Annotated in this window: 11 protein-coding genes; 2 read left to right on the top strand and 9 right to left on the bottom strand. The window is 51.3% G+C overall.

Annotation, left to right across the window (positions count from 1 at the left end; translation table 11 throughout):
- Positions 1-513 precede the first annotated feature (513 nt).
- The 6 genes from EVX52_RS07375 to EVX52_RS07400 form a co-directional block, all read right to left on the bottom strand.
- Positions 514-1,248, bottom strand: coding sequence for a pirin family protein (locus tag EVX52_RS07375; RefSeq protein ID WP_129953612.1), 735 nt, complete (start codon positions 1,246-1,248; stop codon positions 514-516).
- Positions 1,249-1,318: 70 nt separating this feature from the next.
- Complete coding sequence (locus EVX52_RS07380) at positions 1,319-3,052, bottom strand: ABC-F family ATP-binding cassette domain-containing protein (protein WP_129990983.1); 1,734 nt, start codon at positions 3,050-3,052, stop codon at positions 1,319-1,321.
- Between the two features lie 287 nt (positions 3,053-3,339).
- On the bottom strand, positions 3,340-4,578 hold the full coding sequence (locus EVX52_RS07385; RefSeq protein ID WP_129953610.1) for an MFS transporter: 1,239 nt from the start codon (positions 4,576-4,578) through the stop codon (positions 3,340-3,342).
- Positions 4,579-4,715: 137 nt separating this feature from the next.
- Positions 4,716-5,639, bottom strand: coding sequence for an alpha/beta fold hydrolase (locus EVX52_RS07390; protein ID WP_129990984.1), 924 nt, complete (start codon positions 5,637-5,639; stop codon positions 4,716-4,718).
- Positions 5,640-5,712: 73 nt separating this feature from the next.
- A complete protein-coding gene (locus EVX52_RS07395; RefSeq protein ID WP_129953608.1) occupies positions 5,713-6,315 on the bottom strand; it encodes a TetR/AcrR family transcriptional regulator in 603 nt (200 codons plus the stop codon).
- A gap of 87 nt (positions 6,316-6,402) precedes the next feature.
- Positions 6,403-7,080 (bottom strand): SDR family oxidoreductase, encoded by a 678-nt coding sequence (locus EVX52_RS07400; protein WP_129990985.1) that lies wholly within the window; start codon positions 7,078-7,080, stop codon positions 6,403-6,405.
- Between the two features lie 348 nt (positions 7,081-7,428).
- Between EVX52_RS07400 and EVX52_RS07405 the strand changes: the two genes are divergently transcribed.
- Positions 7,429-8,202, top strand: coding sequence for a DUF3750 domain-containing protein (locus EVX52_RS07405; protein ID WP_129990986.1), 774 nt, complete (start codon positions 7,429-7,431; stop codon positions 8,200-8,202).
- A 49-nt stretch (positions 8,203-8,251) separates the two neighbouring features.
- Here EVX52_RS07405 and EVX52_RS07410 read toward each other — a convergent pair whose 3' ends face one another.
- Positions 8,252-9,937, bottom strand: coding sequence for an NAD-dependent malic enzyme (locus EVX52_RS07410; protein ID WP_129990987.1), 1,686 nt, complete (start codon positions 9,935-9,937; stop codon positions 8,252-8,254).
- Positions 9,938-10,430: 493 nt separating this feature from the next.
- On the opposite strand from EVX52_RS07410, the gene EVX52_RS07415 reads away from it, so the two are divergent.
- Positions 10,431-11,375, top strand: a complete 945-nt coding sequence (locus EVX52_RS07415) for an AEC family transporter (RefSeq protein ID WP_129953604.1) — start codon at positions 10,431-10,433, stop codon at positions 11,373-11,375.
- Positions 11,376-11,451: 76 nt separating this feature from the next.
- Here the strand turns inward: EVX52_RS07415 and fumA are convergent, their stop codons facing one another.
- Together fumA and EVX52_RS07425 are read right to left on the bottom strand one after the other, a co-directional pair.
- Positions 11,452-13,098, bottom strand: coding sequence for a class I fumarate hydratase FumA (fumA, locus tag EVX52_RS07420; RefSeq protein WP_129990988.1), 1,647 nt, complete (start codon positions 13,096-13,098; stop codon positions 11,452-11,454).
- Positions 13,099-13,288: 190 nt separating this feature from the next.
- Complete coding sequence (locus tag EVX52_RS07425) at positions 13,289-14,800, bottom strand: anion permease (RefSeq protein WP_129953602.1); 1,512 nt, start codon at positions 14,798-14,800, stop codon at positions 13,289-13,291.
- Positions 14,801-15,219 lie beyond the last annotated feature (419 nt).

Consider the following 15,219-nt stretch of genomic DNA (forward strand, 5'->3'; position numbering starts at 1 on the left):
CAAGTTGATAAACTTGCCAGTAACGAGATGCGATAAAGGCCACGAAGTATTTTAGTTTGGGTGATTCAATACCGGATTTAATTAAAATCCGTGAGATGATGCTTTAAGGCCACGCAGTACAGCTGTACGATCGCATGATGTGGAAGAAAACGCGATGATGTAACGCCTTGTTAGTCAGAGTAATGTTCGCGATTTGGGTACGTTAAGTCTGAAATCGAGAATGTCGCGACGAAAGTAAGGTCACGCATCAAAGAGTATATATCGCGAGGGTGATGTACTCATTTATCCCGACTGAAAACCGGTATGGATGAAATGAACAGGATATCGATGTTATTCCACAAAATTATAGGAGGATAGCGTTACCTGGCTTCAAAATATATCCTGTGAAAATATGTGCATCTTTAGAAGTTGTAATATGCAATTAAGTTGATGAATGTTAAATATTAATTTGGTAGTACCTTAAAAGCCCCGGTTTAACGACTGGGGCTTTTACATTTTAAGTATCAGATTTCTTTACTTCCCGCTGATTGCCCCTTCCAGAATGGCTTCCGCACCCAGACAAACGAGGAAACAGACCAGGGTAGTCTCTCGTTTTGCCGAGGCGGCAGGCAACGCACTTTCCTCATCGCTGATCGCATCACCTTTTGACAGACTGACGTCCGCAATGCTGATTTCGCCATCCATGACATACAACCATTGTGCAAATCCCGCATGTGCCGGAATCTCCGTGGTACTGTTTTCATCCATACGGATATCATAAATATAGACCGCCTGTCGGATTTCAAGTGGAGATTCAATCCCTTCCGGCGCGGCCAGCAGCGTCCATTCGTTTTGCTTAACGCCGTCCGGGCGCTCCATAAACTGCACGCGGCCTTCGAGGTCTGCCTTGCGCGGACGAATAAAAATCTGCAACATTTCAGCCGGTACCAGCGGCGTGGATTCCTCATGCCAGAAGCTTTCTCCGGCATTCATCATCATCAGTTTTTTCGGCGAAAGCGAGACACGATGACCGGCAGAATCTTCATGTACCATCGACCCGCGCCACATATAGCTGAAAATTTCATCGTTGGTATGCTCATGCATTTTCACCAGCGTACCCAGTTCCAGATTGGCATGATCGATAACACTTAGCGGCCCGAACGCCTCATCGCTATTTTCTGGCACTATTTTCCCGGGACGCATACGGCGGATGCGGAACGGACCGTATTCGAAAGTGGTTTTAGGTTCAGCACGTAAAACGTTAAACATAATATCTCCGGCAGGAACAGGTATGCGTTGTGTCAGTAAAAATAAATATTCTGTTGCTTAACATAGGTCTTTAAAGCAGATCCAGCAACGCATTCAGTTCAGCAATCTGTTGTTGCCACTGGCGTTGCAGTTCCGGTTTCTGGTGCTTTGGCTTTCGCGCCAGGTCATTTTCCAGTTTATTTTCCAGATCCGTCAGTCGCGTCAGCAGTTGTTCCTCTTCTGCATCCTGAATCGCCACGTCTGCCCGCATAACTTCAGACACCGGCGTGTGGGCAGGCGGAGCGCTGCCCGCCAGGATGGCATACACCGGTGCGGGTGAATGCCATTCTTCCAGACGCTGCTGATCTATCAGCCAGAAGCGGTTACAACTTTGCTCGATCAACGTCCTGTCATGGGAAACCATCAGCACTGCACCGCTGAAGGTTTTCAGCGTTTCTGCCAGTTCCTCTTTGCCTTCCAGATCGAGATGATTGGTCGGCTCATCAAGTAACAAAAGGGAATAGTTTGCCAGCGTCAGGCCGATAAATAGCAGACGTGACCGTTCGCCACCGCTAAGTGTGCTCACTTTTTGCTGATGACGGATATACGGAAATCCCGCCCCGATCAGCGCCATTTTTCGCTGTTCTTCGGTCAGCGGCGCGAAACGTGCCAGTGCAGCAGAAAGCGAATCGTTATCCTGCAACTGATGCTGGTTTTGATCGTAATACCCTATCCGTACACGCGGGTGGAAAACCACACCACTGGCTGCGGTTTCCGGGTGAATAAAAGCCTGCCATACGCTGTGCAGAAGGGATGATTTACCGCAGCCGTTACGCCCGACCAGCGCGATGCGGTCGCCACTTTTTACCCGCATTTCGTCAAGAGTAAACAGCACGGGTGCATCAGCTGCCGGCCGCACCAGCAAGTCAGAAAGTGCCAGCACGCGATCCGCCGCCAGCACCTCTCCGGTCAGTCGCAGTTTCCACTGACTGCCTGCGGTGACATCGGTCTGATCTTCCTTCATGCGCACCACATGTTTTTCCATTTGCTTGGCTTTACGCGCCAGCCCTTCGTTGTCGTAAACGCTGCCCCATATAGCCAGACGTTTGGCGCTGAGCGTCACACGGTCAATTTCCTTTTGTTCGGCCTTGCGGCGCAGCGCGTCTGCCATGTCTTTTTCTTCCAGCGCCTGTCGTGCCTTAGTACAGGGCAGGCGGATAAATTGCAGCGTTTTATCGCGCAGGATCCAGGTGGCGTTGGTTACGCTGTCCAACAGGCTGCGGTCATGGGAGACCAGCACGAAGCTGCCCGTCCAGTTTTTCAGAAACTGTTCCAGCCACAGTAATGTCGGCAAATCCAGATGATTACTCGGTTCATCGAGCAGCAGTAAATCTGGCTGGCGGATCAGTGCCCTCGCCAGCAACAGTCGGGTATGCTGGCCGCCGCTGAGCGTGCCCGCCGTCAGTTCCCAGGCATTCTCGTCAAAACCAAGATTCGAAAGCAGCACCTGCGCCTGCCAGACTTCAGGCTGATGCAAGCCGCCGGGGAGATGATCAAGCACCGATTCCAGCAGGGTGCAATCATTGAGTCCGGCAGGAAGTTGTTGTTCGACGCGCGCCATCAGGCAATGATTCGCCAGCGTCGAAGTGCCGGAGGAGGCCGCCAGTTCGCCGCTGAGAATTTTCAGTAGGGTGCTTTTACCGCAGCCGTTATGGCCGATGAGACCTATGCGGTCGCCTTTTTTCAGGCCAAAGGAAATGTCAGCCAGCAACGGGCCAAAGGCATTATCGAAAGATAAAGATTGTGCAGATAATAAAGTTGTCATGATGCTTACTCAGGTTTTCAGGCGCAAAAGTGCCTATCGTCAAAAAAGCGGACGATAACCGGTAAGCCGGAGGGAAGTACTCAGGGTGTCAGTTAGCTTCGCTCAAGCCGGTTATCGCAGCAAGGTGCCGGAAATGCCTGAGCAATGACGATCGCTAAGAACGAGTGAAATTAAAAAAACTTCACGGGTCAGCATGGCAATCCTCCTTATATAACGTTGATGAATGAATAAGCTGATTATATTGAGAATTATTGAATTATTCCAGTTTTGACAATCCCGCACCGCGTTTACGGTGTGAGCACCTCATTTTCCAGTTTCTGCCGTTGACGCAGGCCCGGGAACCACGTCATCCACAATCCGACCACGATCAGCGTGCCGATACCGCCAATGGCTGCAGCGGGAACCGCGCCTGCCCAGGCAGCCAGCAGACCGGATTCAAATTCACCGAGTTGATTTGAGGTATTGATGAAGATGGAATTCACCGCACTGACGCGCCCGCGCATGTCGTCCGGTGTGTCGAGCTGCACCAGGGCACCGCGGATCACCATGCTGATCATGTCGAAACCGCCGAGAGCGAACAGTGCAAGCATTGATAACCAGAGCGAGGTGGAAAACGCAAAGACCAGCGTGGCGGCACCAAACCCTGCAACCGCAGCGAACATAATCTTCCCGACATTACGGTTGAGTGCGCGGTGGCTTAGCCAGAACCCGACGATCAAACCGCCGACCGCCGGTGCGCCGCGCAATAGGCCTAATCCCCACGGACCGGTATGCAGAATGTCGTGAGCGAAAATTGGCAGCAGGGCTGTTGCGCCACCGAGTAAAACGGCGAACAGATCGAGCGAAATCACACCCAGCACATCCGGTCGGGCGCGGATAAAGCCAATGCCCGCAAACAACGTTTTGAAGGTTGCCGGAACACGGCGCGGCGGAGCCTGTTCATAGCGTAAACGGCTGACCATCATGATAGATAGCAGATACAGGCAGGCGCATACGCTATAGGCCACGCCCGCTCCCGCAACATACAAAAAGCCGCCGAGCGCCGGGCCGACCATCGACGCAGCTTGTCCGGAAACGCTGGTGGCGGCCATGGCGCGGGCCAGCAAATTCGGTGGCACCAGTGCGGGTAACATCGACTGCAAGGACGGAGCTTCCATGGCTTTAGCGGTGGAAATCACAAAAATCAGGCTGAGCACGATCACTTCATTGACATGATGCGTCAGTGTCAGATAAGCCAGTGCACCAATCGCTACCCATTCGGCGATTTGCCCGAGCAGCACCACGCGGCGGCGGTCAAACTGATCAGCCACGTGACCGGCGACCAGCGCCAGCGCAACGGAGGGTAAAAATTGCACCAGTCCGATCAGCCCGAGATCAAATGCGCGGCCGGTGATCGAGTAAATCTGCCAGCTCACCACAATGGAGAGCATCTGAAAACCAAAGCTGGATGCGGCACGGGCAATCCAGAAAGCCACAAATGAACGGTGCTGTAACAGCGAATCCGAATTAACGGAAGAAGCAGACATGACAAATCCCTGAATATGAAAGATGCCGTGTCTGCGGTCGGTAACGACTCGTTAGCCCGGCAATTATTTTATGAACAAATAATTAACAAACAATCTGAGTTGTATATTTATCACAAAAAATTCAGCAAATCTTCATCTCACATTGTGAAGAAACTATGCAATACGCGCGCTAAAACTCCCGGCTGTTCTTCTGCAATGAAATGGCCGCTGTGAGGGATGATGATGCCGGTTACATTTTCGGCGAAAGCGCGCAGGGGAATCGCCATGTCCGGGATTGACCCCTGGTCGGCGCTGACCACCAGTACCGGCATTTTTAATTTTCCGTGACGGTTCAGTTCGCGGTTCTGTTCAGCCGATTCTGTGACTGACCGGTAATACGCCAGTCCGGCACGCAGGCCGCCACTTTTCAGGAACGTGCGCAGATATTCGCTGATATCGTCGTCAGTAAAAGCATCCGGCGCGGCAGTTTTACGGCGTAAAAACCAGTCGAGATACACCCGTTCATTACCGGCGATCAGCGCTTCAGGCAGATCAGGCAATGTGTGGAAAGCAAAATGCCAGGTTTTCCACGATTTGTCAGGTGTAACGGGCAGCGCGTCCGGCAAGGTGATCCCGGGGATCCCTGCGTCCAGCAGTGCAAGCCGCTGCACTTCCCCGCCATACATCGCGGCATAGGGATACGCCACCCACGCACCGACATCATGTGCTGCCAGCGAATAATGCTTGTGACCGAGAAGCTGCATTAATCCGTGGGTTTTCTGCGCCAGGCTGCGTGTGTCGTAACCGGTCTGCGGCCGGTCCGAATCGCCCTGTCCGGGCAGGTCCGGTGCCACCAGCCAGTAATCTTTTGCAAGCAATTTCATCACATTGCGCCACGCGTACCAGGTTTGTGGAAAACCCGCCAGGAGCAACAATACTTTGCCTTCCGGATTTCCGCCGCTGACATAATGCAGCCGTACACCGTCGACGGTGGCGTAACGATGCGTAAAACCGGAAAGGCTAGGGTCAGCGGCAGCAAAAGGCGCGGCAGTTATCACCGCGGACGGGACGATATCAGTCATAATAAGTTTCCTTAACGTCAGTGGATTAAAAATATAATTAGGAAATGATTGATTCCTAAATGGGGAAAAATTTTTAATCGAGGATTTTTAGTGCCAGTTTCAGCGTAGCTTCGCTGGCTTCATTGTTTTCAACTTTACCGGCGACACGCATGCCTAAAACGATCCATAACATCAGGGACGAGGCGGCCTGCGCATCAATGCCCGGCGGGACAGAACCGTCCTGCTGGCCCCGTTCAATGAGGGAGGCCAGGAACAATTTGTTGCGCATAATGGCCTGACGCACCAGTGTGGCGAGTTCTTCATCCAGCGTGAGTAATCCGACGGTACTGCCGACAACCAGACATCCGCGACGGCCTTCAATTTCATGGGAAGAACGCAGGTAAAAGCGCAGCACCTCGGCAATGCATTCACGGCCGGTGGCGACACGCTCAATTTGCTGGCGTAACTGTGTATTGCGCAGCGAGGTGTAGCGTTCAAATACAGTGAGAAACAGGGTGCGCTTATCGCTGAAGGCTTTGTAAATGCTGCCTGCAGTGAGATTCATGGCCTGACTCAGATCACTGATGGATGCCGCATGAAAGCCTTTTTCACGAAACACCGTCATGGCGTTATCCAGTGCAAGTTCAGTGTCGAATTCACGTGGACGACCGCGATCCTTCGGGCAGGAAGATGTCATAAAAAAACCACCATTAGGAAGCGTTTATTTCCTAATGGTGGCATTAACACAAAAACCGATCAAGCCGTTTGTCAGCTCAAACCCTTTTTACCAGCGCAATTCACGGCCTGAATACTCAACAAAATGATGGCCGCCTTTGCCGCGCCAGGCATCGAACTGATCGACAATGCCGGTGGCACTTTCAGTGATGGTCAGTGTGGCATTTTCACCGCCCATATCAGTCTGTACCCAGCCCGGATGCACGGAAAGCAGAGTCAGTTCTTGTTTTTCGATCTGTTGATACAACCCGCGTGTCAGCATATTCAGTGCGGCTTTACTGGCGGAATAAAGCGGATAAGTCGCCGCTTCATTTTCATTGAGGCTCGACAGTTCAGAGGTCATCAGCGCCAGAACACCGGTGCGGTGGTTCAGGAAAGGCAGTAATTCACCGGCGCAACGGACCGGGGAAATAGCATTAGTCAAAAACAGCTGAATAATTTCTTCATCGCTGGCCTGATGAATATGCTGATGATCCGGGCCAAAGATGCCTGCATTCACAAAAATTAAATCAAAATGGCTGTCTGAAAGTGCGTCTTTCACCGCCTGTCGTGCTTCGGATTTATTAATATCCAGTTTTACCCATTCAACAGACGCCGGGGTTTTGGCCGGAACGGCATCACGCGTGGTGGCGGTTACCTGCCAGCCGCGTTTTGCGAGGACCTCGACCACACCCAGACCGATACCGCGTGATGCGCCGATGATTAATGCCTTCTTAGAGTCAGTCATATTCATCCTTTAATAATCAATGCGTTAATGTGAATTTATTGTTTCCATTTAATGCGCGAAATCTCTTCAGTATTGCAGGCAGTATGAGCCAGCATAGCGGGTGCAACAATGGGCTGGAGTCTGATTTTGCCCGGATTACATAACGTGGCTTAATGGATAAATTCGTCACGCCTTGCCGGAGTCTGGCTTAAACCGATGCCTTTACAACGAATGACAGCACGACAGGGGGGAATTAATGAGGTACAAATAATTCTTTCAGCTACGGCGTGTCTTCGGACATATAAGTTGTCCTGTAAATCAGTTGTGCAGTTGTGAACTTCCGAACTCATGTCAAAGGTGAATAAAAGTATGATCGCCATAAAATGGGTAAGTTTCGGGTTTGTTTTGGTTTTATTGCTATCTTTCGGATACAGCTACGCCAAAGCGACACAAACCCGGGCAGAACCCGCCGGCCAGAGCTGGTCAACGGCACGACGCACTTCGGCCGGTATTGCCCCGGATCCCTCCAGACTCAAAAACATCGCCATTATCCAGATTTATGCCGCACCGACCTATGGCTGGCGCGGGCTGGTGGCGGTTCATCCGTGGATAATTTATAAACGTGAAGGGGAGACGGAATTTACCCGCTATGACGTAATCAGCTGGGGCAGCACTGACGTAGTGCGCCGAAATTACGCGATTGCAGACGGATATTGGTTTGGCTCGCAGCCACGCATACTGGTTGATCACCGTGGTGCGCAGGCGCAAATGATGATCCCAAAAATAGAAGCGGCAATCAAAAGCTATCCGTATCCGCATACCTATCATGCGTGGCCGGGCCCAAACAGCAATACCTTTATGGCGCACATCGGGCGCGTAGTGCCGGAGCTGGCGCTTGATCTTCCTTCCAATGCGATCGGCAAAGATTACCGCGGGATCACGAATCCGATCGGTTTACCGCCATCGGGGCGCGGCGTGCAGGTCTCTTTACTGGGGGTATTGGGCGTGACGCTCGGTGTGGAAGAGGGACTTGAAATCAATGTGTTAGGATTGAATTTAGGTATTGATGTGAAGGATCCGGCACTGCGTTTGCCGTTTGTCGGGCGTGTAGGTTTCGATAATCCGGGAAAAGCGGAACTTTAACGGTGTCATTACGAAACAGGCCGGCATGGAGATACCGGCCACACATACATCAGAATGACGAATGCTTATAAGACCGGTATTCCGGTTTCCAGAACTCGGCATTAAGACGGCTTTGTAATTCCTCCTCTGTAACGTTCGCCGCCACGCCTTCCTGTTGTGCGACGCGGGCAACTTCTGCGGCAATGACTTTAGACACATGCTGAATATCGGCAATAGCCGGTAATAATGAGCCTTTGCCTGTCGTCGCCAGCGGAGAAAGGCTGGCCAGAGCCTGACTGGCGGCCAGCAACATGCCATCGGTCACACGGCGTGCTCCACAAGCCAGAATGCCTAATCCCAGCCCCGGGAAAATGTAAGCGTTGTTGCATTGCGGGATCGGGTAAGTGTGAGCCTGATAATGTACCGGTGCGAACGGGCTGCCTGTCGCCATCAGCGCGGCACCTTCAGTCCAGGCGATGACATCCTGTGGCCGTGCTTCTGCGCGGGAAGTCGGGTTCGAGAGCGGCATGATGATAGGGTGAGGACAGTTGTGGTGCATCTCACGGATAATCTCTTCGGTAAATAATCCCGGTTGCCCGGACACGCCAATCAGAATGGTCGGTTTGGAATGGTGCACCACGTCCTGCAACGAGATATTCTGGCTATCCACATTCCAGTGAGTGATTTTATCTTTATCTGTCACCAGCTTGCGCTGAAAATCGAGCAAATTCGGCATGTCATCTGTCAGCAGGCCAAAGCGATCCACCATGAAAACCTGGCTACGCGCTTCGTCTTCTGTCGCCCCCTCTGCCACCATCTGTGCGATGATTTTCTCAGCGATACCGCAACCGGCAGAGCCTGCGCCAAGGAAGGTCACACGGTGATCACGCAGTTGGGTGCCTGCGGCATGACTGGCAGCAATCAGACAGCCCAGCGTGACCGCGGCGGTGCCTTGAATATCATCATTGAAACAGCACAACTCCTCACGGTAGCGCTCCAGAAGTGGCATGGCATTGGTCTGTGCGAAGTCTTCGAACTGGAGGAGCACATCCGGCCAACGGGTCTTTATCGCCTGAATGAACATATCTATAAATTCATTATATTCGCCGTCGGTAATACGCGGATGGCGCCAGCCCATGTACAGCGGGTCATCGAGTCGCCGGGCGTTATTGGTCCCGACATCAAGCATGATTGGCAGTGTATTTGCCGGGTTGATGCCCCCACAGGAAGTGTAAAGCGAAAGCTTGCCGATAGGGATCCCCATACCGCCAATCCCCTGATCGCCCAGTCCAAGGATACGCTCACCGTCAGTGACGACGATCACCCGGATGTCGTTTTTGGAGAAATTTTGCAGCATTTCGTCGATATGAGCGCGGTCAGGGTAAGAGATGAACAGACCCCGCGCGCGGCGGTAGATATCTGAAAAGTGCTCACAGGCTTCGCCGACCGTCGGGGTGTAGATAATCGGCAGCATTTCTTCCAGATGTGAATTCACCAGGTTATAGAACAATGTTTCATTAGTATCCTGGATATTACGCAGATAAACGTGCCTGGAAATATCGCGTTTAAAATCACAAAACTGGGAATATGCCCGGTCGGTCTGTTCGCTGATGGTTTCGACCTGATTGGGCAACAGCCCGTTGAGATTAAGTGCCAGACGTTCATCACGGCTGAAGGCGGAACCTTTGTTGAGCAGCGGATTTTCGAGTAACAATGAACCTGTGTAGTGGGTGTAGAGCGGGCGTTTTTTTAACATTTTTAAGCCTTAGAACATTTGAACTCAGTTAATTCCCGGCATGTTATTTTCTGTTGCCGGATCCCCTCACAGTAAAATCTTATAACCAGCAAAACCAGCATAAATATTAAAAAGGTAATGGCCATAGCTGCCTGATGCGGATAAATAATTATTGTTTTATTTTTTATAACATGACAAGGATTTTGATTCCGGTTACTTAATTTACAAAAGTGTTTTAATACTTTCTTATTTATTAATTCCTGCATAATGTTTTTAAATATTTCCGGATGGTTCTAAATGCCTGAATATCTTTTTATTATTTAAGTTAAATTATTTATTTTTAGTTAACCATTTGTATTTTAATGCTTTTATGGTTAATTAATTATTGTTATTGCCGATCGCGAGACGGGTGTGATGCGGGTCACAATAGTGACTGGCTGTAAATAATATAACTAAGCGCTATTTTCATCATGAAGTTATCACATCAACAATAATAAAGAAAAAAGGTCATATTATGCCGACGTTACTCTTATCCTCATTATTTCCTTTAGTGTTTGTTATGGTATTAGGCTGGCTCAGCGGCAAGCTGGGTTATATGAAACGTGACGATGCTACAGTATTAGCCACGGTCGTGATCCGTTTTGCACTGCCATTACATCTTTTTATCGGTGCATTACATACGGATCCTGCCAAAATACAGAATTTGTCGTTTATGGCAGTATTAGTCATCGGCCTGATGGGATCCTATCTTCTGACGCTGTGCATCTCGCACTGGTTTTTCCGTCATGACATCAAAACCAGCGCCATTCAGTCGCTGGTATGCGCATTCCCGGATATGGCTTACTTTGGCGCGCCTGTGCTGGCTGTACTTATCGGGCCGGAAGGTTTTCTGGGGGTACTGGTCGGGAATCTGATCACCAGCGTACTGATGATCCCGCTGACGATTGTGCTGATCCGCATGGGGGACAAAAACAGTGATCTGGCCGAACAGGGCAGCCTCGGCAAAATGATTCTCAATAATTTATTCAAGGCATTGCGCAATCCGATTGTCTGGATCCCCGTGTTGGGTGTCGTGATGAGTCTGGCGGGCATTAAACTCCCGGAGTTACTGTCTTCCTCCGTTGAAATGATGGGGAAAACCGCTGGCGGAATTTCGCTGTTTGCGCTGGGATTACTCTTCTTCGGCGAGCGTCCGAAGCTGAATATTCATACGTTCACCAATGTCGGCCTGAAAAACCTGATCCAGCCGGCAATTATGGCGGTTGCCGGCCTGGCATTTGGGTTGAGCCATACGCTGATGCAGCAGGTGGTGATCATCGGGGCAACGCCGTCTGCTATTGCCGCCGGTATGTTTGCTGTGCGCAGTGATACGTATGTGGAATCTGCGTCCTCCTCAATACTTGCCGGCACCGCGCTGGGGATTGTGACGGAAGGGATAATAATTTACATGATGTCGTAATACGCTGATGGCCCGAAGCGTTATCCATAAAAAAGGCCCGCCATTGCTGGCGGGCCTTGTGTCTTTCAGGAGGCAGTTACTTCACACATTTCGCACACGTACTTGCATGGATTTGCTGGAAGAAATCGTTGCCTTTGTCATCCACCAGAATGAACGCCGGGAAGTTTTCGACTTCGATTTTCCAGATAGCTTCCATACCCAGTTCAGGATATTCAACGCACTCCAGGCTTTTGATGCTTTGCTGCGCCAGAACCGCTGCCGGGCCGCCGATGCTGCCCAGATAGAAGCCGCCATGTTTATGGCACGCATCGGTCACCTGCTGGCTGCGGTTGCCTTTTGCCAGCATGATCATGCTGCCGCCATGGGATTGCAGAAGATCCACGTAAGAATCCATGCGGCCAGCGGTGGTCGGGCCGAGGGAACCGGAGGCATAACCTTCCGGGGTTTTCGCCGGGCCGGCGTAGTAGATCGGATGATCTTTGATGTATTGCGGCAAACCTTCGCCATTATCCAGACGTTCTTTCAGTTTGGCATGTGCAATATCACGACCGACGATAATCGTACCGCTCAGGGACAAACGGGTAGACACCGGATATTCAGAAAGCTGCGCCAGGATTTCAGGCATCGGACGATTCAGATCGACTTTCACCACACCGGCTTCGCCTTGCTCACGCAATGCTTCAGGAATGTACTGACCCGGATTGTCTTCCAGTTTTTCGATCCAGATACCGTCGCGGTTGATTTTGGCTTTGATATTACGGTCTGCGGAACAAGACACGCCCATTCCGACCGGGCAGGATGCGCCATGACGTGGCAGACGCACAACGCGGATGTCGTGGGCAAAGTATTTGCCACCGAACTGTGCTCCGAGGCCCAGGTTGTTGGCTTCGGCCAGCAGTTCCTGTTCGAGGTTCACGTCGCGGAATGCCTGACCGTGTTCATTACCTTCCGTCGGCAGACCATCGTAATAATGCGTTGAGGCCAGCTTGACGGTTTTCAGCGTCGCTTCTGCAGAAGTACCACCAATGACAAACGCGATGTGGTACGGCGGGCAGGCTGCGGTACCGAGGGTGCGCATTTTATCCACCAGATAATTTTTCAGCTTAGCCGGGGTGATCAGCGCTTTGGTTTCCTGGTACAGATAAGTTTTATTCGCAGAACCGCCGCCTTTGGCGATGCAGAGGAATTTGTATTCGTCACCGTCAACACTGTAAAGGTCGATTTGCGCGGGCAGGTTAGTACCGGTGTTCACTTCTTTGTACATATCCAGCGCCGCATTTTGTGAATAGCGCAGGTTATCTTCGATAAAAGTGTTATACACCCCCTGAGACAGGCTGGCTTCATCACCGCCGCCGGTCCAGACGCGCTGACCCTTTTTACCCATGATGATCGCCGTGCCGGTGTCCTGGCAGGTCGGCAAAATGCCTTTGGCAGCGATTTCAGAGTTTCTCAGGAATTGCAGCGCCACGTATTTGTCGTTTTCGCTGGATTCCGGGTCATGAAGAATGGAAGCCACTTGTTGCTGATGCGCAGGTCTGAGCATAAATGAGGCGTCATGGAACGCCTCCTGAGCCAGCAGCGTGAGCGCCTGTGGTTCGACTTTAAGCACTTCTTCACCATCGAAGTTGCTGACAGAGACATGGTCTTTGGTCAGCAGATAGTATTCGGTGTCATCTTTGGAAACGGGGAAGGGATTTTGATAATAGAACGGTTTGTTCGACATTGTTTTCTCACTTTTTCCGTTTTTGCCGCCAGGGGTGGGACTGTTGACGCGGTATAGCAGAGGTGTTCCGGGCGACGTTTATATTCGTTCTGTATGTTGCCAGCCAAATACACAGGCTGGCAACGAGGTTTATATGTTTTCTTTCAGTAAATGCTCTGTTAATGCTTTGTGGGTGATTTTATCGCCACAATCAGAACATCATCACCATCCACGGATAGCCGATTACCAGTAAAGCGATCAGGAAGATGGCACCAAAGATAGTCCCGAGGCGCCAGTAATCTTTGGTTGGCAGATAACCGCTGCCGTAATAAATAGGGCTTGGACCCGTACCGTACGGCGTGATGATCCCCATAACGCCCAAAGATGTCACCATCAGCAAACAGAACACCTGCATGTTAATGCCAGGGATTGCCGCGCCGATGGTCAGCATGGCGGGTAACAGTGCGGTGGTGTGCGCGGTGGTGCTGGCGAAAAGGTAATGCAGCAGATAGAACGCCAGCAACAAGGCGATGGTTGCTGCGCCCGGGGAAATCCCCCCCATCAGCGCCGCGCCTTCTTTGCCCAGCCAGGCGATAAAACCGGTGCGGGATAAACCGTCAGCCAGTGCAACCAACGTGGCGAACCAGGCGAAGGTATTCCAGGCGGGTTTGTTGCTGGTAATGTCGTTCCAGTTCAGCACGCCGGTCCACAGCATCAGTACCACGACCAGCAGCGCAGCCATGGCGGGTTCGATAAAGCTCGCCGCGAAAATCCACATCGCCAGCGCGCAGCAGACGAACACCAGCAACAGAATTTCATGGCGGGACATTCTGCCCAGTTTTGCCAGCTCAGCGGTTGCCCAGCGCGGCACTTCATCATTGATTTTCACTTCCGGTGGGTAGAACCAGTATGCCAGCAGCGGCATGGTCAGCAGCAGCAGCAAACCGACCGGCAGGAAAGCAATGAACCAGGTGCCCCAGGAAATGTTGATACCGGTCACGCTATTCACAATACCCAGCGCCAGCAAGTTAGGTGCCAGTGCGGAGAGGAACATCGAACTGGTGATACACGCGGCGGTGATCGCCACCCACATCAGATAAGAACCGATTTTTCGCGCACTCGGGTCATTCGGTTTCGAGCCATACAACGGCGGCAGGTTAGCAATGATCGGGTAGATCGTGCCGCCGCTGCGCGCGGTATTGGAGGGTGTAAACGGTGCCAGTAACAGGTCAGCAAACGTGATGGCATAACCCAGCGTCAGGCTCCGGCGGCCAAGATATTTTACCAGAATCAGCGCCAGACGGCGGCCGAACTGGGTCTTATCGTAACCGGCGGCAAACATGAACGCGCCAAAGATTAACCATACGGTGGAGTTACCAAAACCACTGACTGCCCATTTGAAGGACTGTGCTGCGGTTTTGAATTTAGGATCCGCCAGCTCAGCCGGGCTGAAAAGTAACCACTGGCTGAAGAGGGCAATGACCACCACACCGGTCAGACCGATGACGGCGCCCGGTAATGGCTCGAAAATCAGACCAACAATGACACCCACGAAGATGGCGAAGAAATGCCACGCATACGGTTCAAGCCCGGCAGGCACCGGAACCAGCAGCAAGAGCACGGACACCAGCACGGGAAGTGCCAAGAAGATCCAGCGATTTTTTTTGCCTGACCCGGCTTTTTTCGCTGGCTCTTTCACCGCAGTTTTTGATATTTCGCTCATAATATTTATCTTAGGTAGTTAGGAATATTGTGATGATGCATAGGTAAGATTCTGTCTGGTTTTTTTACTTACTTAATATTTTTTCTAGTTATTAAAAGTTGGCGTGTTAATTGCCCTGTTATTGTTATTGTTGTCGGGTGTTTCATATTCCCCCTAAGAGGGAGGGAGTGTTTATATAATGCGTTTTCCCTATTTTTAACTGTTGATCTTGATCAACAAAATACGGTGCTGAATTCTTTTTTAAATGACATAAAACAAATGTGCAGACGTTGCCTGATGAATTACAGGACAATGTGTGACGGGAGTATCTTTTGCGGGGGCGATAAGCAAAAAAGGGGTAGAGCAAAATGAGAGTCATTCACAGCGGGATACTCCTCAATGTGCGACCATCAGCCGCCTGGCTGCGGGCGAATGCTTTA

Origin of the sequence: Rahnella sp. CFA14(1/10), assembly GCF_004195095.1 — a bacterium.
In the GTDB taxonomy this organism is placed as follows: Bacteria; Pseudomonadota; Gammaproteobacteria; order Enterobacterales; family Enterobacteriaceae; genus Rahnella; species Rahnella perminowiae.